We start from the raw sequence: 24,759 nt of genomic DNA, 5'->3' as shown, positions 1-24,759 counted from the left end.
ATCTTTAGGGAGCAAAGTAACAAATCTTAGCAGTAACGAAAAACTCATTTGGCAATCCGGCATCATATTTTTCTTAGCTTATTTCTTTTTATTCGGTTACCCCTAATGAATTTATAGAATACTCAAAATCACTAAGTGATGACAAATATAAGGTCCCCATTTATAATTAAATAATAAAAAAATTCAGATATAGGAGGGGCCGCATTGCCGATTAAAATCCCCAAACAATTACCTGCACGAGAAATTTTAGAGAAAGAAAATATCTTTGTGATGGATGACGAAAGAGCGAATAGTCAGGACATTCGTCCTTTAAATATAATTATATTAAATTTAATGCCGGAAAAAGAAAGAACAGAGGCGGAACTGTTACGATTGTTAGGAAATTCGCCGCTTCAATTAAATATTATGTTTCTCCATATGGCGACTCATGAATCAAAAAATGTAAGCAAGTCTCATCTTGAACAGTTTTATACAACATTTACAAATGTGAAAAATCGTCGATTTGATGGAATGATTATAACGGGAGCTCCTGTAGAGCTTTTACCATTTGAAGAAGTTGATTATTGGCCGGAAATGATGGAAATTATGGAGTGGTCGAAAACGAATGTTACTTCTACCCTACATATTTGTTGGGGGGCACAAGCCGCTCTTTATTATCACTTTGGAATAGATAAATTTGAACTTGGGCAAAAATGCACTGGTGTATTTAAGCATCAGATTATGGATCCTACAGTGAAACTTGTTCGCGGATTTGATGAGGAATTTTTGGCACCCCATTCCCGATATACAGGTAATTTAAAAGAGCTAATTACAGCTTGTGAGGATATTTTATTGCTTTCCGAGTCAGATGAGGCAGGTCCATTTTTGATGATATCCAAAGATGAAAAGCAGATTATGGTTTCAGGTCATCTAGAGTATGAAGTAGGAACACTTGCAGAGGAATATGCCCGTGATAAAAAGAAAGGCATAGAAGCTTGTATGCCAAAACACTATTTTCCAAATGACAACCCAGAAGAAAAGCCAATACATAAATGGCGCTCCCACGCACATCTCCTATTTTCAAACTGGCTTAATTATTACGTCTACCAAGAAACACCTTATCAATGGGAATAAGGTCGCGGGGTCAGGTCCCGTGTCCCACTTCAATTTCAAGATTTTCGGTTCAACAAGTAGATAATTCAAGGATTGCTAAAAAAGTGTTCACTTGAATAAGCAATAACTACTTTCATAAATGTTTAGAAATTAAAAGAAGTTTGGCATCTAAATTTAGTAGATTGCCAAACTTCTTTTTTACGGGACATTTTCAGTGGATGTGGACTAGTTTATGTTCGAGCTTATACTCCATTATTTACAGATATAGTTTAGTAGAGCAGTATCATTATCGAGGAAAAAACTGAAATAAGAAATTGCTGTTCAGTGGGCATTACGAAAGTGAAACCTACCTTTTTTCTCTTTTTCTAGTAATACCAAGCAAGTTAATTTCGAATAAACGGAGTCAAGGAAGTGGGACAAACCCTACTTCTTGAAATATTTAAGTAACATTGTAACAGTAATGTAACATTGTAACTTTTTTGTAACGATTTTTCTTAGGCATTGCATTATGATAATTGTAGTTGATCAACGATATAACAATGAAACTTGGAGGAATTTCGTATGAATTTTACAATTCGTAAGTCTCATATTTTAGCAGTTATCTTATCATCTTTTGTACTAGCAATTTCTCTGATTTTGGCACCTTTTGGTAGTTCTGCATCTGCTGCCAAAGCAAGTAAAGGTAACCAGGTAGTTACTTATGCTAAAACACTGGAAGGGAAGCCTTATAAATATGGAGGCACAACACCTAAAGGATTCGACGCTTCTGGTTATACACAATATGTATTCAAAAAATCAGTAAAGGTTTCTATGTCTCGTACCACAGTCGATCAATATAAAAAAGGAACATCTATCGATAAGAAAAATTTAAAAGCCGGTGATCTAGTTTTCTTTAAAGCAGATGGAAAAAAAGTATCATTTGTCGGTATTTATGTAGGTGAAAACCAATTCATTGCTGCCACTTCAAAAGGAGTTAAAACCCAATCATTGACAACGAAATATTGGAAAGATAGCTATGTTGGCGCAAAACGTATTCTAGAATAATTACGGTGCCTGACACCATTTATTCTTTAGGAATTGGCTTCAGTCCCCCCATAACTTTTAGTTATTGGGGGATTGATCTATTTATTTGTAAAACTATTAAAAGATAGGATATTTTAGCACTGTATCATACGCTTTCCACGAAAATATTCCAGAATCGGTTGGGACGAGGGACCCGTCCCTCTGTCCCGCCTATTTAAATAAATTAATACTTGTAATAATAATTGGCATGGCAAATACATCAATAAGGAAAGCGCCTACAATTGGAACTACAAGAAAAGCTTTTCTAGATGGCCCAAATTGATCTGTAATGGCTGACATGTTAGCCATCGCATTTGGAGTAGCTCCTAAACCGTGACCTAAAAATCCTCCGACCATAACGGCTGAATCATAGTTTTTACCTAATAACTTAAATAAAACAAAGATGCCTAATAAAACAATGAAAATAACTTGGACTAAGACAATCACTAACATCGGCAAAGCTAAACCGGCAACTTCCCATAGTTTTATGCTCATTAGAGCCATTGAAAGGAAAATCCCAAGTGTAACATCCCCAATTAGATTGATGCTTGTCATATCTACTGTTTCTTTATTAATGCTATCCAAGATGTTTCTGACGATAACGGCAACAAACATTGCTCCTACATAGCTAGGTAAGACAAAGCCTGTAGCATTTGAGAAAAGCTCTCCTAAGTAAGAACCGGACGCCATGCAGAATGTAATAATAAGGATTTGAGTCATGAATTTTTGAGAGGAAATCCCAAAAGAATTTTTCTCTGTCTCGCTGGTAGCAGCTACTTCATCCATTACATCCACTTCAGTCGGCTGTAATTTATATTTAGAGATTAAGTATTTTACTGTCGGACCACCTACTAGACCACCAGCAATCAGACCAAACGTTGCTGCAGCAAGACCTACAGATAATGCTGAATTGACGCCAAGACCTTCTATTGTTCCACCAAAGGCAGTTGCTGCTCCATGGCCACCTTCCATAGAAACTGCTCCGACCATAATTCCTAATAAAGGTTCTAATCCTAGCACTTTTGCTAACGATATTCCGATTAGATTTTGACATAAGGCTAATACGCCGCAGGCGAGCCAGTAAATGATAAGTAATTTCCCACCAAGTTTAACAAGTTTAAAGCTTGCTCCTAGACCTACTGTTGTAAAAAAGACCAGCATGAAAAGGCTCTGTAAGGAAGTATCTAATGTAATGTTTATAAGTCCTGTTTGTTTAAAGATTGTTACAAGGATTGCAAATAATAATCCTCCTATAACGGGAGCTGGAATACAAAAACGTTTTAATAAATTTATTTTCTTTATCAACAATCCGCCGATCATAAGAAGGGCAACTGCAAGAAAAACAGTTGTAACTTGGTTTAATTCTAGGTTCATTTTAACCCTCCATTTTTATATGAATGAAAATTCATTAGTACTTCATTGATTAATTGTGCCGCTAATACAACTGTTTTATTATTTTCGTCAACGGCTGGGTTTACTTCTGAAATATCAAAGGAAAGGAGCTTTTCCTTCGCAACTATATGCCTGATTAGTGTACGTACTGCTTTTGGATCAAGGCCAAAAGGGGAAGGAGCACTAACACCTGGTGCATACGCTGAATTGATAACATCTGTACATAATGTCAGGATGATGTAATCATGCTGTTCGATAAAATGGTCAATCTCGTTCAATGCATGATTTATTTCCAAACGTGATAAATCTTCTTCTAAAATATATTTAACCTGATATTGCTTTGCAGTCTCAAACAAGGACATCGTATTTCCTTGCCTTTGAATTCCTGCACAAAGATAATGACAATGTAGATCTTGATCCAATATTTGCTTAAACATAGTACCAGAGGAGGTTTTTTCATCATATGGTCTCATATCAAAGTGGGCATCAATATTAATGATTCCTAATTTAGCATCAGGGCCGATAAACTCTCTTACCCCTAGATAGTGCCCATAGAATGTTTCGTGTCCTCCACCAAGAATAATTGGAGTTACTCCTTTATTAAATAAAAAGGTTATTGCTTCTCCTAATTTTGTTTGTGCTTCTTCTAGCTGATCTCCTTCACACTTGATATTTCCCATATCGAACACATCAGTATTAGTTGGTAAGTGCCACGATAGCTTTGCCAAAGTCTGCTTTATTTTATCCGGTGCCTCCGCTGCCCCTGGCCTACCTTGATTTCGTTTCACCCCGGCATCACATTGGTATCCTAAGATTCCAAAGGTTTGGCTTTTATTACTATTAATTTGAACATTAGATAAATCGGCTATTAGAACATTTTGATGAAAACGGAAGCTTAAAGGATCATTATGACTATCAATTCTCCCGCTCCAGTTCTCTTTTGATGGTTGAACGTACATAAGCCCCTCCTATAAAAAACTTATTTATTAAAATTTTAGATGAGTTAATATATAATTACTAATACTAAATTTCAATAAATTAATAGTTTTAGACTATAAGAGTAGGGGGATTAGAGATGGATCTGCGCAAACTTAGATATTTTGTTACAGTTGTTCAAGAAAAAAATTATTCAAAAGCGGCAAAAATCCTCCATATATCCCAACCGTCTTTAAGTAATGCCATTATGAAACTAGAGCATGAAGCCGGTATGAAGCTTTTAGAAAGAAATACACGAGGTCTTTCATTAACGGAAGCGGGAAAAATATATTATTTGAAATCCAAGGACTTATTAAGAAAATTTGATAATACTCTTAAAGAGTTAGATGAAATGAAAGAAATTGGCAATGGTAAGATCAGTGTTGGGTTAATCGAATCCTCTAAATTTTGGTTTCCAAAAGTAGTTAAGGATTTTAAATTAATTTATCCAAATGTTCATTTTCAATTGAAAGAAATTCTAGGTTATGATCAAGTAATCAATTCACTTATTCATCATGATGTCCATTTTGCTGTTACGAATCAACTAATTTACGATGAAGAGATTATTCTTGCTCCTCTATACAAGGAAAAATTAATTCTTCTGACCCCTGTTGAAGATACTCTTAATGAAAAAGATTCTATCACCATCCGTGACCTGGCTGAAAAGGATTTCATTATTTGTACAACCGGATTTCAAACTAGAGAGAATGTGCTACAAGCATTTAAAAACGAAAATATAAATCCCAATATCATGTATGAAATAGAAAGATTTGAAACAGCATGCAGTCTAGTTGAACAAGGACTAGGGGTTACCATATTGCCAGAAAGTTATATTAAATACAACCACAATCCAAACATAGCGACCCATACGATTCATTCTGATTTTCTAGTCCGAAGCGTATATCTTGCTTACTTAAAAGAACGTTATCTTTCTCCTGCTATCTTTCAACTAATTGCCATAATGGAAGAGTTTTTTAGGAATGAGTGAATATTTTTGGCCAAAAGGGAATTTTTCAAAAGGAAGCTGCTCCTTCCTTTATGTATTATAGTAAAATAAATGGGCAAGCATTAGTATAATGTGTGTTTGAAAAAGAGAGAGCACTAGAAAGTATTCACGTAAAACAATATGATCTAGTATTTTGGGTGGAAAGAAAAATTTTTCTCACTAACATATACATCAATAGAAGAAACAAGATTGTATAAATTCAGGAGTGAAAGAATGGAGTATAAAAAGATTCAACCTAAAAAGATTTATGAACAAGTGGCTAGTGAACTAGTTGATATGATACGCAGTGGCCAATTAAAGCCAGGCGAAAAATTAGATTCTGTTCAACAATTAGCAGAAAATTTCTCAGTTGGAAGATCTGCCATTCGTGAAGCACTAACTTCTTTAAGAGCAATGGGACTTATTGAATTGAAGCAGGGGGAAGGAACCTTTGTAAAAAAATTTGAAGCAAGTGATATAACTTATCCCATTGTTCAAGCGATCTTAATGAATAAAGAAGATATTGTCAACCTCTTAGAAGTCCGTAAAATATTAGAGACAGGTGCAGTTATTGCAGCGGCGGAGCGCCGTACCGAAGAGGATTTAGAAAATATGAAAAGGGCTTTGTTGGGAATGAAGAATGCAGCCATAAATGAAGAATTAGGTGAAAAAGCGGATTTAGATTTTCATTTGGCCATTGTAAACGCTTCACATAACCCATTACTAATCAGTTTAATGAGCCATGTTTCCGATTTAATGGTTAAAGCAATGGAAGAAACGCGAAGAATTTGGTTATATTCAGAAGTTTCCACACTTGAAAAGCTTTATGAACAACATGCACGAATTTGGGATTGCATAGACAAAGGCGATTCGGAACATGCAAGATCTGCCATGTTAGATCATTTGAACAATGTAGAAGAAATGCTAGAAGATTATTTAAAATAAAGATGGAAATCCTCGTAAATGAACGAGGATTTTTTATAAGAGGATGTTTATATACATCCCATTCAATAAATATTATTTAAAAGTTTTCAACTAATTTCGTTATCAATGTTTTAAAATAAACAGAATTTTTATAATATAATAGTGTATTAGTCTCAAAAAGACTGTATTCATTCACTATTAATTGTAAAATGGTAGTATAATATTAACAGGTCATCTGATGACCTTATGAATATTCGATTCCCTATACTTAAAAGAAGGTGGCAATCTTGAAAGTAAGTTTATTTATTACTTGTCTTGTCGATATGTTTAAAACGAATGTCGGCAAGTCGATGGTTCAATTATTAGAAAGGCTTGGATGTGAAGTCGATTTTCCTGAAGGTCAAATTTGTTGTGGACAGCCATCATACAATAGTGGGTATGTAGAAGATACAAAACCGGCCATGAAAAAAATGATTACCGCATTTCAGGATGCCGATTATGTCGTAGCTCCATCCGGATCCTGTGCATTTATGTTTAAAGAATATCCGAAAATCTTTGCAGGAGATCCAGAATGGGAGCCTAAAGCAAAGAAACTTGCTGATAAAACATATGAACTAACGCAGTTTATTGTCGATGTGTTAAAAGTGGAAGATGTAGGTGCAAGCCTAAATGGCAAGGCGACCTACCATCCATCTTGTCATATGACACGGCTTCTAGGTGTGAAAGATGCCCCTATGAAACTATTAAAACATGTAAAAGGACTTGAAGTAGTTCCATTACCAAATGCTTATACTTGTTGCGGTTTTGGTGGAACTTTTTCGATAAAAATGGGTCCAATATCTGAACAAATGGTGGACGAAAAAGTTCATCATGTAGAAGAAACAGAAAGTGAATATTTAGTCGGAGCGGACTGTGGCTGCTTAATGAATATTGGCGGTCGTATCGACCGAAAAGGAAAATCAATTAAGGTTTTGCATATTGCTGAAGTATTAAATCATCAAGAGAAATGAGGTGGAAAAATTGGGAATAAAAATTAGCGAAGAAAAATTTAAAAACCGAATGAATGATGGACTGCAAAACGATTTTATGCGGGGGGCTGTTCGTAGTGCCCAACAACGATTACAAAATAATCGATTAAATGCTGCTGATCAACTTGGAAATTGGGAGGAATGGAGATCTCTTGGTGAAGAGATTCGCCAACATGTTCTCGCTAATCTCGATTATTATTTATATCAATTAAGTGAAAAAATCGCCAAACGCGGCGGGTATGTCTTTTTTGCGGAAACGGCCGAAGAAGCACGTGAGTATATAAAAGATGTTGTCATCAAAAGGAATGGAAAAAAAGTTGTTAAATCGAAATCGATGGTGACCGAGGAAATTAGTTTAAACGAATGTCTTGAAGAGGCTGGATGTGAAGTAGTGGAAACCGATTTAGGAGAATATATTCTGCAAATTGATGACCATGATCCTCCATCCCATATTGTTGCACCTGCCTTACATAAAAACAAGGAACAAATCCGAGACGTGTTTAAAGAAAAAATTGGCTATACAAAAACAGAGAAGCCCGAAGAACTAGCTGCTCATGCACGGAAAATGCTGCGCAAGGAATTTTTATCCGCTGATGTTGGAATCACTGGCTGTAACTTCGCGATTGCAGAAAGTGGCTCCTTCGGTCTTGTGACGAATGAAGGAAATGCCCGGATGGTAACGACGCTTCCGAAAACACAAATTACGGTCATGGGAATGGAAAGGATAGTTCCTACTTATGAGGAATTTGAAGTACTGGTTAGTCTTTTAACAAGAAGTGCGGTAGGACAACGGCTTACGAGTTATGTTACTGCATTAACAGGTCCAAGAGAAGACGGGGAAGTAGATGGTCCAGAAGAATTCCATCTGGTCATTGTTGATAATGGCCGGTCCGAAATTTTAGGGACAGAGTTTCAGCCAGTATTGCAATGTATTCGCTGTGCGGCATGTATCAATGTCTGCCCTGTCTATCGCCATATTGGTGGACACTCATACGGTTCAATTTATCCAGGTCCAATTGGTGCAGTATTAACCCCACTTTTAGGCGGATATGATGATTACAAAGAACTCCCATATGCATCATCATTATGCGGAGCTTGTACAGATGCTTGTCCGGTTAAAATTCCGCTTCATGAGCTGTTGCATAAACATAGGCAAGTGATTGTTGAACGTGAAGGAAGAGCACCTATATCAGAAAAATTAATGATGAAAGCCTTTGGGTTAGGTGCTGCATCTAGTGGTTTATATGGGGTCGGTTCAAAAATTGCTCAGACAGCGGTTAAACCATTTGTGAAGGATCATCGGATTACAAAAGGTCCTGGCCCTTTAAAAGCCTGGACGGAAATTCGCGATTTTCCAGCACCGAATAAAGAGCGGTTCCGAGATTGGTTCAATAATCTTAATGAAGGAGAGGATCACCATGACAGGAACAATTCAAAATCGTGAAGCATTTTTAAATAAAATAGCTAAAAACCTGGGGAGAGATAAGAAAATAGATAGGGTAGAGCCTCCAACCTACCAATTTCAACCTCAACATCAAATTTTACAAGGAGCTAGCCATGACGAATTAAAGCAAGTGCTAAAAGACCAATGTGTCAATATTCATGTTGATTATTTAGAAACGAATTTGGATGAATTACCATCTACAGTCGATAAGGTTGTCAATCAATACGGGGGCGGTCCTGTTTCAGTATGGAATGATGAGCGGTTTGCCCAATATGGATTGCAGCCCTTTATCGAGAATAAACAATACGATATCCATATTTGGGATCCTGTTAAGGGTGAAGAAAATATCGAACGTTGTGAAAAAGCAAATGTCGGTATTACGTTTAGTGACATTACATTGGCCGAATCTGGAACAGTTATTTTATTTAATGATAAAAATAAAGGACGATCAGTGAGTCTGCTACCAAGAACATACATCGCTATTATTCCAAAAAGCTCACTCGTTCCAAGAATGACACAAGCAGCTATCCAAATTCGTAAAAAAATTCAACAAGGTGAAGCTCTTCCTTCCTGTATTAACTTTATTACAGGCCCAAGCAACTCTGCTGACATTGAAATGAATCTCGTTGTAGGTGTTCATGGTCCTGTAAAAGCAGCTTATATTCTTGTTAATGATAAATAAAATAGGCATCCGTCGGATCCACGACGGGTGCCATTTTTTTAGATAAAACGCACCAAAATATTAAAGTAACGTCCTAAAAAAGATGAAAAACAATCCCAAAAAACAAAGAAACGACCCCAAATAAATGAAAGTCGTCCCAATTTAAATTAAATCCATTTAATTCCTTTTTCTTATTTCTTCAACAACAAATACATAAAGTAAGGTGCCCCAATTAATGAGACCATAATCCCTGCAGGAATTCCGTCCGGGTCAGCGATATTGCGTCCGATCGTGTCAGCCAGTAATAAGAGCCATCCACCAATAAGTATAGAGAGGGGGATAAATAATTGATTTCTAGGTCCTACTAAAGCTTTTGCGATATGTGGTGCCATTAATCCGATAAAGGCAATTCCACCTGTAACAGAAACGGCAGAGGCGGCTAAGGCAACCGCGGTCAATAGTAAGACGATCCGTTCCTTTTCAATTGAAACACCAACACCAATGGCAACTGGTTCACTTAATCCTAAAAGGTTCAAGCGGTTTGCTTTATATAGAGTAAAAGGAAGAAGTATTACGAGCCAAGGAAGCATAGCCCAAATAAATGGCCAATCCGCTCCCCATATGTTACCAGCTAACCACTTGGAGATGAAATCTACTTTTTGCCGTTCAGCAGAGGATATAAGGACTATCATAATACCTGAAAGTGCCATTGAGAATCCAACCCCTACTAATACTAATCTTACTGGCTGGAGACCAACCCCTTTTTTATACGAAAGCAAGTAAATGATGCAAGCAGTTAGTAAAGCACCAAGAAATGCAACAAGAGGCAGAAAATAAACAAACGACCCTACATCAATTGGAAAAAATAAAAAGAAAATAGCAATAGCAACCCCTGCTCCAGAATTTATTCCAATAGTACCTGGGTCTGCTAGATCATTTCGTGTAATTCCTTGTAAAATAGCGCCAGATAAAGCAAGTGCCATCCCTGCTAGCAAGGTAATAATGATTCTTGGTAAGCGAATAGAGAATAAAATAAAGTTTTCCTTAAAAGTACCTTGACCGAGAATGGTTGGAAGCAATCGATCATAAGAAAGTGAAGAGTACCCCATTCCCATCCCAATAACAAATGTCAAAATAATAAGACCAAGTAATATAGAAAAAATAATGCGTTGTTTTCTAATTAAAGCGGGTTGAATCATGAGAATGTTTTGCCTCCTTTATGTACAATAATTAGGAAAAAAGGAAGGCCCATCATCGCAACAATGGCTGCGACAGGTGTTTCATAAGGAGCATGAACGATTCGACCAAGGGTATCTGCAAAAAGCATGAACGTGGCACCGAAAATAGCTGACATCGGTAAAATGAAACGATAATCTGTACCAACAATTGCACGTACGATATGGGGGATCATTAAACCGATAAAAGCCATATTTCCAACAAGTGCAACTGATGCCCCAGCTAGTAAAATATTGATAACAAAGAGAATTCCTTTTACCCGTGTAATTTTTTGACCTAATCCAACAGCAACCTCTTCGTTTAAGCTAAGAATAGTCAGCTGTCTAGAGAGGAGAATAGCAACAAGAATACCAATCGTTATAAATGGAATAATGATTTGAAGCTGACTCCAGGAAGTACCAATCAGTCCACCTGCTGTCCACATTGAAACATCCTTTGATATTTTGAAGAATATGGCAATACCTTCTGCTACCGCAGTCAAAAAGGCGGAAACAGCTGCTCCAGCTAATACAATTCGAAGAGGAGAAAAGCCGCCTTTTCTCATTGCTCCCATCCCAAATACCAAAATTGCTCCAAAAGCAGCTCCAATAAAGCATGCAATCATAATACCAATATAATTAGTAGAAGGAATAAGTGCGATTGTAATGGCAAGAGCAGTATTAGCACCAGCAGTTAATCCAAGTAATCCCGGATCGGCAAGAGGATTGCGCGTCATCCCTTGCATGATGGATCCTGAAACGGCAAGTGCCGCTCCGACAAAAATTCCTGCAATTTCACGAGGCAAGCGGATTTCACGAATGATCGATAAAGTCTCATTTTTTGCATTCGAAGTCATGGCTAGCCATACGTCTTTTATAGATGTGTTTGCCGCACCAAGTACCATTGCAATACCAAACATGATAACAAATATAAGTAACCCAATTATGAGTTTATAGGTGAATGGAATTAAACGTTGATTTTTTTTTATCATCTGTCACTCATCTTTTCTTTTATTGAAATGGTTATTGTTGATAAATTTGCACGTGAGGTGATTTTAGAATGTATAATCACCTCACATTTGCCTATGAGTCTAGTATTCTGGGAACAAGAATACTAGTTACCGAGAAAATGTTTAATAAAGAAGTCTAGCTGATAATCTAATGTAAGCGGGTCATTAAAATAGAATTCTTCCATATTCGCTTCAAATACATGATGATTTTTTACAGCTGGTAGGTTTTTGTAAGTATCCGTTTTTTGGAATGAATTGTCTTGATTTTGACTTTTACTTAAAATGACATAGTCTCCTGCAAATTGTGGAAGAACCTCTGTTGAAATTGCATAGTAACCATTTTTTAGTGCCGTTTCTTTTACTTTATCAGGCATTTTTAGGTGCATTGCTTGATAAAGAATTTCTGTTCCACGTCCCCAGTTATCTCCATACACATAAAGCTGTTTATTAAAATTTTCGATAACTGACACTGTTGAATTCTCGCCAATTTTCGCTTTAATGTCGTTGCCGGCTTCAGTAGCACGCTTTTTGAAGTCATCGACCCATTCTTTTGCTTCTTTTTCTTTATTTAATAGTTTTCCAATTTCTAAATGTTGTGTTAAATAGTCAACCTTTCCGTAAGTAAATGTAACTGTAGGTGCAATTTGCTTTAGTTTATCGACGTTTTTTACTGTTGAAAGTGCAATTATTAAATCTGGGTTTAGTTCAATAATTTTTTCAAGATTTTCATCTGATACTTCTTGAGCATCTTTTAGTTGATCTGCAAAACGGGGATTCATTTTAGACCATGAATCCACACCAACTAGATGAACACCAAGAGCCATTACGTTTCCAGCAAAAGAAGAAAGGACGACCACTCGTTTCGGATTCGCTGGCACTTTAACTGGTCCATTTTCAGATTGGTATGTAATCGTTCCAGATTTATTCTCTTCATTCTTTGTGTTGTTTGTTTTATTTGTTGAGTTATTTCCGCAGCCACTAACTACAAGAGCAATTAATAATAAAAATGGAATAATTAGTTTTTTCATTTTTTAAACTCCCTTTAGTAAGTTATATGTGATACACATAGGTTTATTGGTCCGTGGATCTCGGCCGATTTCCGTATCGATTTGAAATACTTTTTTTAGTACGTCATGAGTAATAACATCTTCACAATCCCCAGCCTTTACAATCTCCCCATCTTTTAAGGCAATAATATAGTCAGCGAATCGTGCAGCTTGGTTTAAATCATGTAACACCATTACAATTGTTCGTTCCTGTTCAATATTTAGTTTTTGCAACAGTTCAAGTACTTCCAGCTGATGGGCCATATCTAAGTAGGTAGTCGGTTCATCTAAGAAAATAATTTCTGTTTCTTGGGCCAGTGCCATGGCAATCCATACACGTTGTCTCTGGCCGCCAGATAAGGCATCGACGGGGCGGTATTTAAAATCTATCGTTCCCGTTTTCTCAAGAGCCCAATCAATTACCTCGATATCCTTTTTAGTTAACCGTCCAAATCCTTTTTGATAAGGAAAGCGTCCAAAGGACACTAGTTCTCCAACTGTTAATCCACTTGCGCTCTCGGGTGTTTGCGGAAGAATCGCCATTTTTTTAGCGAGTAGCTTTGTGTTTTCTTTCGCAATATTTTCTCCATCTAAAATGACTGATCCAGATTGATGGGAAATAATACGGGTTATTGCTTTTAAAAGTGTAGATTTCCCACAACCATTTGAACCGATAATCGTTGTAATTTTTTTATCAGGGATTTTTACACTTAAATCTTTGACAATTAAGCGATCTCCATATCCTATGCTTAAGCCATCTGTATATAGGCGAACCATTATTAACCTCCAATTCATTTGAGTAATGGATTGATGAAAATGATAATCATTATCAATGTCATAAGTTACTATAATTTGATATTTCATTGTTGTCAACGATTTTTTAGTATTTTTTTATAAATCGAAATCTAAGGTTCTAAAGGTTTTCTATTTGGAATATACGTCCATAAAAGATTCGGTAACGTAAAATAGAACTCTTCGTGACAACAGTTTTTGTATAGAGAATGGTGAGTATTGTTTGTTCAGATTAAAAAATAATGACATTGCTAAAACAAAAAATTTAATGTATAGTCAAATGAGAATGATAATCAATTGCAAATAAATCTGAGGAGTGATGGAAATGGAACATCAGGAATTGTTTGATGTGACCGTCATTGGGGGAGGGCCAGCAGGACTTTTCTCCACGTTTTATAGTGGACTTAGAGAAATGAAAACGAAAATTATCGAGTTTCAGCCACAATTAGGTGGAAAAATTCATGTATATCCAGAAAAAATGATTTGGGATGTTGGAGGGATTACTCCCATCTCTGGAGCAAAATTAATCGAACAGCTCGTGGAGCAAGGATTAACCTTTCAGCCAACAGTTGTGTTAAATGAGAAAGTGGTATCCATTGATCGAGATAATAATGGGATTTTTATATTACATACAGCATCCGGACAAAAGCATTATTCAAAAACGGTGATTTGTGCAGTAGGTAGTGGAATACTGAATCCACAAAAGTTAGAGATAGAAGGTGCGGAACGATTTGAAGTGACGAATCTGAATTACACAGTGAAGTCATTAGCAAATTTCAAAGATAAGACTGTGATTATTTCTGGTGGAGGAAATGCCGCAATCGATTGGGCTAATGAGTTAGAGCCTATAGCGAAAAAGGTTTATTTAACATATAGGAAAGAGAATTTGACTGGACATGAAGCACAAGTGACACAATTGCTGGAAAGCTCTGTAGAATGTTTCTTCCATACGTCCATAACGAAGCTCATTGCTTGTGAAAATCATGAAACAATTGAATATGTGGAATTGACCAATCATGAAACAGGGGACATTTCCACATTGTATATAGATGAAGTGATAATTAGTCATGGATATGAACGTGACTCCACTTTACTTGAAAATAGTCTCATAGATATTAAAATGATTGATGATTTTTATATTGCCGGAAAAAGTACTAGTGAATCGTCAATACCAGGTCTTTATGCTGCGGGAGATATTTTGAAGCATGATGGAAAACTGCATTTAATTGCAGGTGCATTTCAAGATGCTGCAAATGCAGTCAATAAAGCAAAGCAATTCATTCAACCAGATGCGGATGAAATTGCGATGGTATCTTCCCATAATGAAATCTTTAAAAAACGGAATAAAGAACTAATAAAACAAAAGCTTTTTTCTTAATTTTAAGGTTTTGAAAGCAATAGATTAGAATTGTACCAGATAAAAAGGGAAATCGGCTATAGCGCCGATTTCTTCCAATTAATCTTTTACTTTTAAAAAAACGCCGCATTTCTCTTATTGAGCCGTATACCCACCATCAAGAACAACCGCCTGCCCAGTCACACCGCCAGCTTTGTCGCTAGCTAAGAAAATCGCATAATCAGCAATCTCTTTCACATCTAATAGACGGCGTTGAGGGACAAGTGGGTAGATGACATCCTCAAGAACTCTTTCTAAAGGAACGCCTCTCGTTTTAGAAAGATCCTCTAGTTGACCTCGAACAAGTGGTGTATCCACATATCCAGGACATAAAGCATTTACAGTAACACCATAAGAAGCGCTTTCTAGAGCAGCGACTTTTGTTAAGCCGATAACACCGTGCTTGGCACTATTATAGGCAGCTTTGTTTGCGAAGCCAATTAAACCATTAATAGAGGAAATATTAATAATTCTTCCAAAGCCTTGTTCTTTCATGATAGGTAACACATTTTTAATGGCGATAAATGGAGCAGTTAGCATGATCTTAATCATTAATTCGAATTTTTCTGTAGGAAATTCTTCAATAGGAGCGACATGCTGTAACCCTGCATTGTTAATAAAGATATCCACACGTCCAAATTGTTGCTTTGTCTCATGAATGAGATGAATAATCTCTTCTTCTTTTGTAACGTCTGCTTTTAAACCAAAAGCCTCTAGCCCCTGATCTTTTAATTGTTCAGCCGCTTCTTTTACCGCTTGTTCATTAAGATCAGATAGTACAACTTTCGCACCATTTTCAGCAAAGATTTTTCCGATTTCAAAACCAATGCCTCTTGCTGAGCCTGTAATAATTGCTACTTTATTTGTAACCATTGTTCATACCTCCAAAAATCAAGTAATGGCTTATGGAGTGATGTCTAGGTGCTATAAGAAAATTTAGAAAAAATTTATGGAATGTAAGTATAGGGAATGGGGAGTTTTAAGGTAATGAAAAAAGTTTAGCATAAATTTTATTACATGCAAAGAAATAATATTTAGAGATCAATTTCTTTAAAGGTAAGAAAGAATAAGATTTACTAAGGATATAAGACAAGAAAAGTGTCTGTTGTGTCTAGCTCCAGCGCCTATTGGCTAGCGGATTTCTCCGTCTTCTCCCTACGATAAGTCAACATCGACTCGTCCCTCGTCGTGTCTCCTTTATCTCAGTCGAAGACTACGAAATCCGTACGCTAATAAGCAAGGCGCTTGCGCTTTTCTTAATTCTGTTGGCATGAAATATGCATGTAATTATGAATGAGCGAATACATCAAATTGAATTAATACAAAAAGGAGAGATCATCATGATAAAAAATGTAACCATTATTGGCTCAGGGGTGATGGGAAGTGGGATTGCACAATCCTTTGCCATTCATGGATATTCTGTAGTTTTAAATGATTTAACAGAAGAATATTTAATTAGGGCTGAAAATCGAATAAAGGAAAATTTAGAATTACTTGTTGAGGAAGGCGTTCTCACATCTACAGGCAAGCAAAAAGCAGTACAAGCTATTACGTATAAAACAGATTTAAGTGAAGCAATTCAAGCTGCTGATTTTATTATTGAAGCGATCCCTGAAGTCATAGAAATGAAGTGGGATCTATATCGCAAGATTGAAAACTTAAAGAAAGCGGATACAATTGTAGCGTCGAATACATCAACATTTCCGATAACAAAATTAGTTGAACATGCTTCATTTGCACAAAAGATGGTGATAACACATTTCTTTAATCCTGGACATTTAGTTCCATTAGTAGAAATAGTGAAGCACGAACAAACTGAAGGCGAAGTAATAGAAGCAACTCTAGAGTTAATGCGCAGTATTGGAAAGTCTCCAGTTCTACTAAATAAAGAGATTTCTGGATTTATTGCGAATCGACTGCAAACAGCTCTAATGAGAGAAGCTTTCTTTCTATTAAAAGAGGGGATTGCGAGTGCTGAAGATATCGATACCGCAATTACGGCAGGACCAGGATTTCGATGGGCTTTTACAGGACCAATTGAGATTGCTGATTTTGGTGGACTAGACACATGGCAACGGGTATTTGAAAATGTTGCTCCAGATCTTGACCAAAGTATAACAGCACCAGAAGTCATTACCGATTTAGTAGCTGAGAACAAACTTGGTACGAAGATAGGAGAAGGAATTTTTAAATATGAGGCTTCCACTGTTTCAGAGAAATTAAACGAGCGTGACCGTTATTTTATTCAACTAGGAAAAATTAAAAACAAAGGAGAGATGACACGATGAGAGAAGTTGTTATTGTTGGGGCAGCAAGAACCCCGGTTGGTTCATTTGGAGGAAGCTTAGCAGGTGTTTCTGCTGTTGATTTAGGAGTAGTGGCAGCAAAAGAGGCAATGAAGCGTGCAGGTATTCAACCAGATTTAGTAGATGAGGTTTTAATCGGGAATATTCTTTCAGCTGGGTTAGGTCAAAACGTCGCTAGACAAGTTGCTATTCATGCTGGTCTACCTGAAACGACAGCTGCATTAACGGTTAATAAGCTATGTGGTTCCGGACTCCGCACGGTCATTATGGGTGCGCAATTTATTGCACTTGGAGATGCAGATGTGATATTAGCTGGTGGGATTGAGAGTATGAGTAATGCTCCATATGTTCTACCAAATTATCGGTTTGGACAAAAAATGGGCAATGCCGAAGCAGTAGATACGATGATTCAAGATGCTCTAACAGATGCATTCAATCATTATCATATGGGGATAACTGCTGAGAATATTGCGGAAAAGTGGGGTATTAGCCGTGAGCAACAGGATGAGTTTGCGCTAGCCAGCCAGAAAAAAGCGGAAAAAGCTCAGCTTACGGGGAAATTTGAGGAAGAAATTGTTCCCATTGAACTTACTAAAAAAAGGAAAACAATTGTAATTAATCAAGATGAGCATCCGCGTCATGGGATGACGATCGAGCAATTAGTTAAGCTTCGTCCTGCCTTCAAAGAAGGAGGATCGGTTACTGCTGGAAATGCTTCAGGCATTAATGACGGCGGAGCAATGCTTGTCCTTATGGCAAAAGAAAAGGCTGAAGAGTTAGGATTAGAAATTCTTGCGAAGATTACCTCATACGCAAATGCAGCACTTGATCCGAAAATTATGGGATACGGCCCTGTGCCGGCGACAAAAAAAGCTTTAGCTAAGGCGGGATTAACGGTAGCTGATATCGATCTAGCTGAAGTGAATGAGGCATTCGCTGCTCAATCACTGGCCGTTCTTCAAGATTTAGAACTTGATAGTGAAAAGGTTAATGTAAATGGTGGAGCGATTGCACTAGGACATCCAGTCGGTGCCTCTGGTGCACGGATTCTAGTAACACTGTTATATGAAATGAAACGTACAAATGCAAAGCGAGGCTTAGCTACAATTTGTATTGGTGGGGGGCAAGGAAGCGCTCTAATTGTAGAACGACCATAATAGAATAATAGGAGAATATAGCCATTACGGGGAAACTAAACTCGTGATGGTTTTTTTCGTACACTCTTAATTGGGTGTTTATTTTTATAGTTAGTGGATGATTTATCCCTAGAGGTACTTTTGCGTACGCTTTCATTTCCTATGATATAATTAAACGATGACATAGGGTAGAGGAGAATGCTTATGTTTAAAGGTGATCGCTCTAGTCAGCTTGAGCTGTTAAAAGCATTAGTAGAGAGTATGCCATTCGGGGTGATGGTTACAAACCAAAAGAAAGAAGTTATTTTGTGCAATCGGATTTTAACAGACATCTTTGATAGTAATATAGATGATTTAATAGAAATGATTGATAAAGATACTATTCCAGGAACAAATATTAATCTCCAAATTCATGGAAAGCAAGTGATTGTCAGAACAGAAGAAATTTCAGGATTCGAAGAAATATATCGTATGTACATTTGTTCCTTTTCTAATATGGAAACAGTGGATTTTTTACAAGAGGATAAAGATGGAGAAATCCTTCTTAAAGATATTATTGAATTTACATATGACGGTATCGTTATTGTGGACACAGAAGGATATATTCTTATGCTTACGCAAGCCTATGCCGATTTTCTAGGTGTTGATCAGCAAAGTGCTATTGGTAAACATGTGACAGAAGTAATCGAAAATACGAGGATGCATGTGGTGGTGAAAACCGGAAGGCAAGAAATAGTAGAGCTACAGGAAGTTAATGGAGACTATATCATTGTTACTCGTTCGCCAATGTTTAAGCAAGGAAAAGTTGTTGGTGCTGTCGGAAAGGTTCTTTTTAAAAATGTTGGTCAGTTTACCGCCTTGTTTAAGCGTCTAAAATCACTAGAGAAAGAACTGAAGAAATATAAAGGGGACTTTCGCGAAAGCAATAAAGCTTCATATACATTTGATCAATTAATTGGTAAAAGTGATTCCTTTATTGAGGTTAAGGCTAATGCTATAAAGGTAGCAGAAAATGATTCCAATGTTTTACTATTGGGTGAAAGTGGGACCGGCAAGGAGTTATTTGCTCATGCGATTCATAATGCCAGCAGACGAGCAATGGGTGTTTTCGTAAAGGTAAACTGTGCAGCAATCCCTTCCGAGCTTATTGAATCTGAACTTTTTGGTTATGAGGAAGGTTCATTTACGGGTGCGAAAAAAGGGGGTAAGGCAGGTAAATTCGAAACAGCGGATGGCGGCACTATTTTTCTCGATGAAATCGGGGAACTGCCGATGCATATGCAGGTGAAATTATTACGTGTTTTACAAGAAAAAGAAGTAGAGCGTGTCGGTGCTTCAAGCAGTAGAGTCATCGATGTACGCGTGATTGCAGCTACTAATCGAAATTTAGATGAGATGGTAGATAAAGGTGAATTTCGTCTAGATCTTTATTATCGTCTAAAAGTTATGGAAATCCTTATCCCCTCATTAAGAGAAAGGAAACAGGATATCGAACGATTAGTTGAATATTTTGTAGCAAAATATCAGCAAATTATGAAAAAGTCCATCCTAGGAATTAATGATCATGCGATGCGATTTTTAAAGCTGCATGATTGGCCAGGAAATATTCGTGAGTTGGAAAATATTATTGAACGGGCAATGAATATTGTTGATACAGGAAAATGGATTACACCTGAACAGCTTCCCGTAGAAATTAGAGGACATGTAGAACCTGTTCCGGTCCCCTCACTTGCTGAAGTAATGGAAGAAACTGAACGTAACACCATTCTCACTTGCTTAGAGGCTACAAAAGGAAATAAATCAGAAACCGCTAAACAATTAGGGATAAGTAGAACGACTCTTTATGAAAAAATGAATAAATACGGTTTACTTGCTTAAGCCTTCAGCTAAGTGTAATTTCGTCTCCTTAATATTAGGTGTACGATATTACACTTTTTGTTTTAAAAAATTGCTAATAATTAAATTTGTAGGAATTACCGAACAAAAAATTCGACGATTTTCCATGTGTGTTAGGAAATTCGAACACTTTTTTAAATGGTAATGCAATCATTGTAAGAAAATCCGAACATTTTTAGGGATTATCGTACGGATATGATCTATTTTTTGTAAATATCAAAGTCACTAATGTATTAAAACAGCCATTTTTGAAAAAAATTGTCGAATTTAATAAAGTTGGCATAGTACTTGCATTATTAGATAAGGGAATGGCTTTATGGCGAAAGTTGCAATTAAGAATGTAAAGGAATGAGTTTCTACTAATTTGTAAACGTTTACTAGAATGGGGAGAAATCATTCAGCTATTATTCAATTTAGGGAATTAGAATAATAGCTTATATGGGAATTAAGTAATACTACGTTCCGTCAATTCTGGGGAGATGTGGATGGGATTTGTAGTAGCAGGGGCATTTTCGTAAACTTTGTTGCTAATAAAATGAGTAAAAATCGACTAGAATTTTGACAATCTTTGCGAAAAAGCCATTAGTAAATAAACAGGGGGAATTTATTTGTTCATTGAAATTTTTGCAATTATTTTAGCACTTGGTTTATTAATCTTTTTAGCTTATCGCGGTTATCCAGTTATTATTATCGCGCCGATTGTAACATTGTTAGCAATTATTATGTCAGGTGGACATCTACTCCCAGGTTATACGGAAACATATATGTCAAATGCAGCAAATTATATTAAATCTTTCTTTCCAATTTTCTTACTAGGAGCTATTTTCGGAAAAGTAATGGAAATGAGTGGAGCTGCCGCTTCAATTGCACGAACTATTGTTAAATCTTTAGGTGCTAAGCATGCTATTTTAGCCGTTGTAATCGCTTGTTCGGCATTAACTTACGGTGGTGTTTCATTATTTGTCGTTGCCTTTGCTGTTTATCCATTCGCAGCTGCCATTTTTAAGGAAGCAGATATTCCCAAAAGACTAATTCCAGGAGCGATTGCCCTTGGAGCATTTACGTACACAATGGATGCCCTTCCTGGGACACCGCAAATTCAAAATATTATTCCTACAAACTATTTTGGAACAGATACGTATGCTGCTCCAGTCATCGGAATCATTGGGGCAATTATTGTGTTTACTGGTGGTTTATTCTGGCTTGAACGTCGCCGTAAGCAAGCATTAGCAAAAGGGGAAGGGTACGGAACTGGGCATAAGAACGAACCAGATGCAATCGATGAAAAAAGTCTTCCAAATTTCTGGCTTTCTATTGTGCCACTCGTTGTTGTCATCGCCTTGAACTTTGTCTTTAGCAGGACTGGATGGTCTGTTAAGCATTGGTATAATGCAAAATTACTAGCAGATAATTACAATATTGCCGATGTGAGTACTGTAACATCTTCATGGTCTTTAATCGTTGCCCTTGCGATTGGGATTTTAGCAGCTATGCTTTTAAATGTAAGAAGAATTAAGTTGAACCTAGCTACTGGGTTAACAGCGGCTGCTATGGGTTCTTTACTTGCTATATTCAATACAGCTTCAGAGGTTGGCTTCGGGAATGTTGTTAAAACTCTACCAGGATTTTCAGTAATCAAGGATTGGGTGTTTAATGCTAGCAGTAATCCATTAGTGTCCGAGGCTGTTGCGGTTAACGTATTATCGGGTGTGACTGGATCTGCTTCGGGTGGTTTATCGATTGCTCTTGAAGTAATGGGAAAACACTATTTAGAAATCGCTAGTAATCTAGGAATTACTCCAGAAATGCTACACAGAATCGCATCGATGGCTTCAGGTGGAATGGATACCTTACCGCATAACGGTGCAGTTATAACATTATTAGCGATCACAGGATTAACACATCGTCAATCATATAAAGATATTTTTGCTTTAACCGTTTTAAAAACTGCAACGGTCTTTATTATCGCGTTTGCAGCTACATTATTTATTTAATTGAAGGGCTCTTTTCGTTTTGTAAAATCAAGTGAAAATCGAAAAGAGCCAATTGAATTATTGAGGAGATGGATTACATGGGAAAAGTCATATCGTCATTAGATGGTATTGTGGCTAATATCAAAGATGGCTCAACCATTGTTGTTGGGGGCTTTGGACTATGCGGCATTCCAGAAAAATTAATTAGCAAGTTACGAAATCATGGAGCTAAAGATCTAACAATTGTCAGCAATAACTGCGGAGTGGATGATTGGGGACTTGGCCTATTGCTTGAGAATAAACAAATTAAGAAAATGATGGCGTCCTATGTAGGGGAAAACAAGTTATTTGAACAGCAATTTTTAAGTGGAGAGCTTGAAGTTGAACTTGTGCCTCAAGGAACATTAGCAGAACGACTCCGTGCAGGTGGTGCAGGTATCCCGGCATTTTACACAGCTACAGGAGTTGGAACAGAAGTAGCGAAAGGGAAGCAGCATCAAGAGTTTGATGGAAAAACCTATATTATGGAAAAAGCAATTGTAGGAGATTACGCATTTGTGAAAGCGTGGAAGGCAGATCCTTTTGGTAATCTAGTATTCCGTAAAACGGCTCGTAATTTTAATCCAATCGTTGCAACGGCAGGGAAAATTACCATTGTTGAAGTAGAAGAGCTTGTCGGAATGGGAGAACTAGATCCAGATGAAATTCATACTCCAGGTGTGTATGTTCAACACGTCTATGTAGGAGAAGAGTATCAAAAACGAATTGAAAAACTTACAACGAGTGAAGCATAATTTGGAGGTGATCTTATGAGTAACGGAAGAGAAAAAATTCTTCAACGTGCAGTAAAAGAAATTGAAGATGGAATGTGTGTGAATCTAGGAATTGGAATGCCTACTTTAATTGCGAATATGATTCCAAGTGATTTTAATGTCATGCTTCAATCTGAAAATGGTTTACTTGGAATTGGAAATTATCCTCATCCGAATGAAGTAGATCCCGATCTCATTAATGCAGGGAAAGAAACAGTTACCGCTAAAACAGGTGCATCATATTTCGACAGCGTAGAATCCTTTGCGATGATTCGAGGTGGACATATCGATCTCGCTATCTTAGGCGGAATGGAAGTGTCTGAAACTGGAGATCTAGCAAACTGGATGATTCCTGGGAAAATGGTAAAAGGCATGGGTGGAGCAATGGACCTTGTCCAAGGTGCTAAACGCATCGTCGTAATTATGGATCATGTGAATAAATATGGTGAATCAAAAGTTAAAAAAACCTGTACCCTTCCACTAACAGGAAAAGGGGTTGTTCATTGTTTAATAACCGACCTAGCTGTATTCCGATTTACCGATTGCGGTATGGAATTAGTCGAATTGCAAGAAGGAGTTACATTAGATAAAGTTAAGGCAAATACAGAAGCTGAATTTATCGTAAATGAAGCATTAGTTGTGTAAAAATAGGAAAAAAGGCTACGAAATTGATTCGTAGCTTTTTTTGTAAATATAACTGGTAAAAACATATGTATCAAACTTCTTTCGAAATGCATGATAGGAAAAAGTTCTATTTCGTGCAGTTCGGACCAAACTAGAGCACTTCTAACTAATATTTGTGCAGTTCATACAATGTTTCGCGCAGATAGAGTCTGAGTTTTCGAAAAGAAACTTGGGTTCGTTGAATCAATTAGATTTCTCGCGAAAAAATCGAGGGACAAAGGGCCTGGTCCCTTGTCCCATTGTTTAATTATCTAACACTATCCAATGCATTAATTAACCATTTATTTTTAACATTAACAAAGGTTACTTTCACTTTTACAGTTTTTTCTGTTTCTTCATTTGGTACTGAAAACTCGAATAATCGAACCCCTTTTTTCTTGTAAATGACTTTTCCTTTCGCTTTATTCCAATTTAATGCACTTCCACCATCACCAACTGGTTGTGCTAATTTTCCTTTATATTTAATGAAACGATAATCCTTTAAGCCTTTTTCAATTGCATTTTGCGTAAAAACTTTATTTAAGTAATTGACTAGTTTTTTCTTAGTATTAAATTCTTTGCATAAATATCGATATTCTGTCTTTTTATATGTAAATGTTTTTTGAAAACATGTTTTGTTGCTTTTAATATCATATCCATTTAATGCACTCCAATATTGGGTACGAGCATTCTGGGCAATCGATAAGGCTTTACTTGCTGTGAGACTCTCTGATGACATTTGAGCATAGGCAGCTAAACTTGATGATAAAAATATCACTCCGATTATGATAGCAGTAAAGATTTTTTTCATTTAAAGATTCCTCCTGAAAAATGACTAGTTAGGTAAAATATTTATAAAAAAGAGAAGTGATTTTTAATATGGTTTTGATCAACTAAAAACATCATAAATTATTTACCAATCAAAATGGTTACAAAAGAGTTACAATATTAC

General features: G+C 36.7%; 22 protein-coding genes. 14 read left to right on the top strand and 8 right to left on the bottom strand.

Annotated features, from left to right (window positions below):
• The first annotated feature begins 204 nt into the window (after nt 1-204).
• Together metA and ACQKP0_RS01600 are read left to right on the top strand one after the other, a co-directional pair.
• Nucleotides 205-1,113, top strand: coding sequence for a homoserine O-acetyltransferase MetA (metA, locus tag ACQKP0_RS01605; protein ID WP_427404055.1), 909 nt, complete (start codon nt 205-207; stop codon nt 1,111-1,113).
• A gap of 540 nt (nt 1,114-1,653) precedes the next feature.
• Nucleotides 1,654-2,136: a C40 family peptidase gene (locus tag ACQKP0_RS01600; RefSeq protein ID WP_427404054.1), complete on the top strand. Its 483-nt coding sequence runs from the start codon at nt 1,654-1,656 to the stop codon at nt 2,134-2,136.
• A gap of 189 nt (nt 2,137-2,325) precedes the next feature.
• Here the strand turns inward: ACQKP0_RS01600 and gltS are convergent, their stop codons facing one another.
• Together gltS and hutG are read right to left on the bottom strand one after the other, a co-directional pair.
• A complete protein-coding gene (gene gltS, locus ACQKP0_RS01595; RefSeq protein WP_427404053.1) occupies nt 2,326-3,528 on the bottom strand; it encodes a sodium/glutamate symporter in 1,203 nt (400 codons plus the stop codon).
• On the bottom strand, nt 3,525-4,505 hold the full coding sequence (gene hutG / locus ACQKP0_RS01590) for a formimidoylglutamase (protein WP_427404052.1): 981 nt from the start codon (nt 4,503-4,505) through the stop codon (nt 3,525-3,527). The genes gltS and hutG overlap by 4 nt, the downstream gene beginning before the upstream one ends.
• Before the next feature lie 116 nt (nt 4,506-4,621).
• Between hutG and ACQKP0_RS01585 the strand changes: the two genes are divergently transcribed.
• From ACQKP0_RS01585 to ACQKP0_RS01565, 5 genes are all read left to right on the top strand, one after another.
• Nucleotides 4,622-5,509, top strand: coding sequence for a LysR family transcriptional regulator (locus ACQKP0_RS01585; protein WP_427404051.1), 888 nt, complete (start codon nt 4,622-4,624; stop codon nt 5,507-5,509).
• A gap of 231 nt (nt 5,510-5,740) precedes the next feature.
• Nucleotides 5,741-6,451 (top strand): FadR/GntR family transcriptional regulator, encoded by a 711-nt coding sequence (locus tag ACQKP0_RS01580; RefSeq protein WP_427404050.1) that lies wholly within the window; start codon nt 5,741-5,743, stop codon nt 6,449-6,451.
• 266 nt (nt 6,452-6,717) lie between these two features.
• Nucleotides 6,718-7,440 (top strand): (Fe-S)-binding protein, encoded by a 723-nt coding sequence (locus ACQKP0_RS01575; protein ID WP_427404049.1) that lies wholly within the window; start codon nt 6,718-6,720, stop codon nt 7,438-7,440.
• 10 nt (nt 7,441-7,450) lie between these two features.
• On the top strand, nt 7,451-8,902 hold the full coding sequence (locus ACQKP0_RS01570; protein ID WP_427404048.1) for a LutB/LldF family L-lactate oxidation iron-sulfur protein: 1,452 nt from the start codon (nt 7,451-7,453) through the stop codon (nt 8,900-8,902).
• On the top strand, nt 8,877-9,584 hold the full coding sequence (locus tag ACQKP0_RS01565; RefSeq protein WP_427404047.1) for a LutC/YkgG family protein: 708 nt from the start codon (nt 8,877-8,879) through the stop codon (nt 9,582-9,584). Before ACQKP0_RS01570 ends, ACQKP0_RS01565 begins: the two co-directional genes overlap by 26 nt.
• A gap of 170 nt (nt 9,585-9,754) precedes the next feature.
• Here the strand turns inward: ACQKP0_RS01565 and ACQKP0_RS01560 are convergent, their stop codons facing one another.
• From ACQKP0_RS01560 to ACQKP0_RS01545, 4 genes are all read right to left on the bottom strand, one after another.
• Nucleotides 9,755-10,762: a FecCD family ABC transporter permease gene (locus tag ACQKP0_RS01560; protein WP_427404046.1), complete on the bottom strand. Its 1,008-nt coding sequence runs from the start codon at nt 10,760-10,762 to the stop codon at nt 9,755-9,757.
• Nucleotides 10,759-11,769 carry a FecCD family ABC transporter permease gene (locus tag ACQKP0_RS01555; protein WP_427404045.1) on the bottom strand — a complete coding sequence of 337 codons (1,011 nt, stop codon included), beginning with the start codon at nt 11,767-11,769 and terminating at the stop codon, nt 10,759-10,761. Before ACQKP0_RS01555 ends, ACQKP0_RS01560 begins: the two co-directional genes overlap by 4 nt.
• A gap of 122 nt (nt 11,770-11,891) precedes the next feature.
• Nucleotides 11,892-12,815: an iron-hydroxamate ABC transporter substrate-binding protein gene (locus ACQKP0_RS01550; RefSeq protein WP_427404044.1), complete on the bottom strand. Its 924-nt coding sequence runs from the start codon at nt 12,813-12,815 to the stop codon at nt 11,892-11,894.
• A 3-nt stretch (nt 12,816-12,818) separates the two neighbouring features.
• On the bottom strand, nt 12,819-13,610 hold the full coding sequence (locus ACQKP0_RS01545; RefSeq protein WP_427404167.1) for an ABC transporter ATP-binding protein: 792 nt from the start codon (nt 13,608-13,610) through the stop codon (nt 12,819-12,821).
• A gap of 340 nt (nt 13,611-13,950) precedes the next feature.
• On the opposite strand from ACQKP0_RS01545, the gene ACQKP0_RS01540 reads away from it, so the two are divergent.
• On the top strand, nt 13,951-15,003 hold the full coding sequence (locus tag ACQKP0_RS01540; RefSeq protein WP_427404043.1) for an NAD(P)/FAD-dependent oxidoreductase: 1,053 nt from the start codon (nt 13,951-13,953) through the stop codon (nt 15,001-15,003).
• 114 nt (nt 15,004-15,117) lie between these two features.
• Here the strand turns inward: ACQKP0_RS01540 and ACQKP0_RS01535 are convergent, their stop codons facing one another.
• The gene (locus ACQKP0_RS01535) at nt 15,118-15,894 is read right to left on the bottom strand and encodes a 3-hydroxybutyrate dehydrogenase (RefSeq protein WP_427404042.1); all 777 of its coding nucleotides are present in this window, start codon (nt 15,892-15,894) and stop codon (nt 15,118-15,120) included.
• Between the two features lie 467 nt (nt 15,895-16,361).
• Between ACQKP0_RS01535 and ACQKP0_RS01530 the strand changes: the two genes are divergently transcribed.
• The 6 genes from ACQKP0_RS01530 to ACQKP0_RS01505 all read left to right on the top strand — a co-directional run bounded on the left by ACQKP0_RS01530 (nt 16,362) and on the right by ACQKP0_RS01505 (nt 23,789).
• Nucleotides 16,362-17,309 carry a 3-hydroxyacyl-CoA dehydrogenase family protein gene (locus tag ACQKP0_RS01530; protein ID WP_427404041.1) on the top strand — a complete coding sequence of 316 codons (948 nt, stop codon included), beginning with the start codon at nt 16,362-16,364 and terminating at the stop codon, nt 17,307-17,309.
• Nucleotides 17,306-18,484: an acetyl-CoA C-acetyltransferase gene (locus tag ACQKP0_RS01525; RefSeq protein WP_427404040.1), complete on the top strand. Its 1,179-nt coding sequence runs from the start codon at nt 17,306-17,308 to the stop codon at nt 18,482-18,484. Before ACQKP0_RS01530 ends, ACQKP0_RS01525 begins: the two co-directional genes overlap by 4 nt.
• Before the next feature lie 183 nt (nt 18,485-18,667).
• Complete coding sequence (locus tag ACQKP0_RS01520; protein ID WP_427404039.1) at nt 18,668-20,341, top strand: sigma-54 interaction domain-containing protein; 1,674 nt, start codon at nt 18,668-18,670, stop codon at nt 20,339-20,341.
• 626 nt (nt 20,342-20,967) lie between these two features.
• Entirely contained in the window at nt 20,968-22,353 is a 1,386-nt protein-coding gene (locus ACQKP0_RS01515; RefSeq protein WP_427404038.1) for a GntP family permease, read from the top strand.
• Nucleotides 22,354-22,430: 77 nt separating this feature from the next.
• Entirely contained in the window at nt 22,431-23,126 is a 696-nt protein-coding gene (locus ACQKP0_RS01510; RefSeq protein ID WP_427404037.1) for a CoA transferase subunit A, read from the top strand.
• A 15-nt stretch (nt 23,127-23,141) separates the two neighbouring features.
• Entirely contained in the window at nt 23,142-23,789 is a 648-nt protein-coding gene (locus ACQKP0_RS01505) for a 3-oxoacid CoA-transferase subunit B (RefSeq protein ID WP_427404036.1), read from the top strand.
• A gap of 286 nt (nt 23,790-24,075) precedes the next feature.
• On the opposite strand, the gene ACQKP0_RS01500 is transcribed toward ACQKP0_RS01505, so the two are convergent.
• The gene (locus ACQKP0_RS01500; protein WP_427404035.1) at nt 24,076-24,618 is read right to left on the bottom strand and encodes an IseA DL-endopeptidase inhibitor family protein; all 543 of its coding nucleotides are present in this window, start codon (nt 24,616-24,618) and stop codon (nt 24,076-24,078) included.
• Nucleotides 24,619-24,759 lie beyond the last annotated feature (141 nt).

The organism is Heyndrickxia sp. NPDC080065, assembly GCF_050281185.1.
Taxonomy (GTDB): Bacteria; Bacillota; Bacilli; order Bacillales; family Bacillaceae_C; genus Heyndrickxia.
Note: the sequence above shows the minus strand (reverse complement) of the source record. Positions and strands in the feature narration are given on the sequence as shown.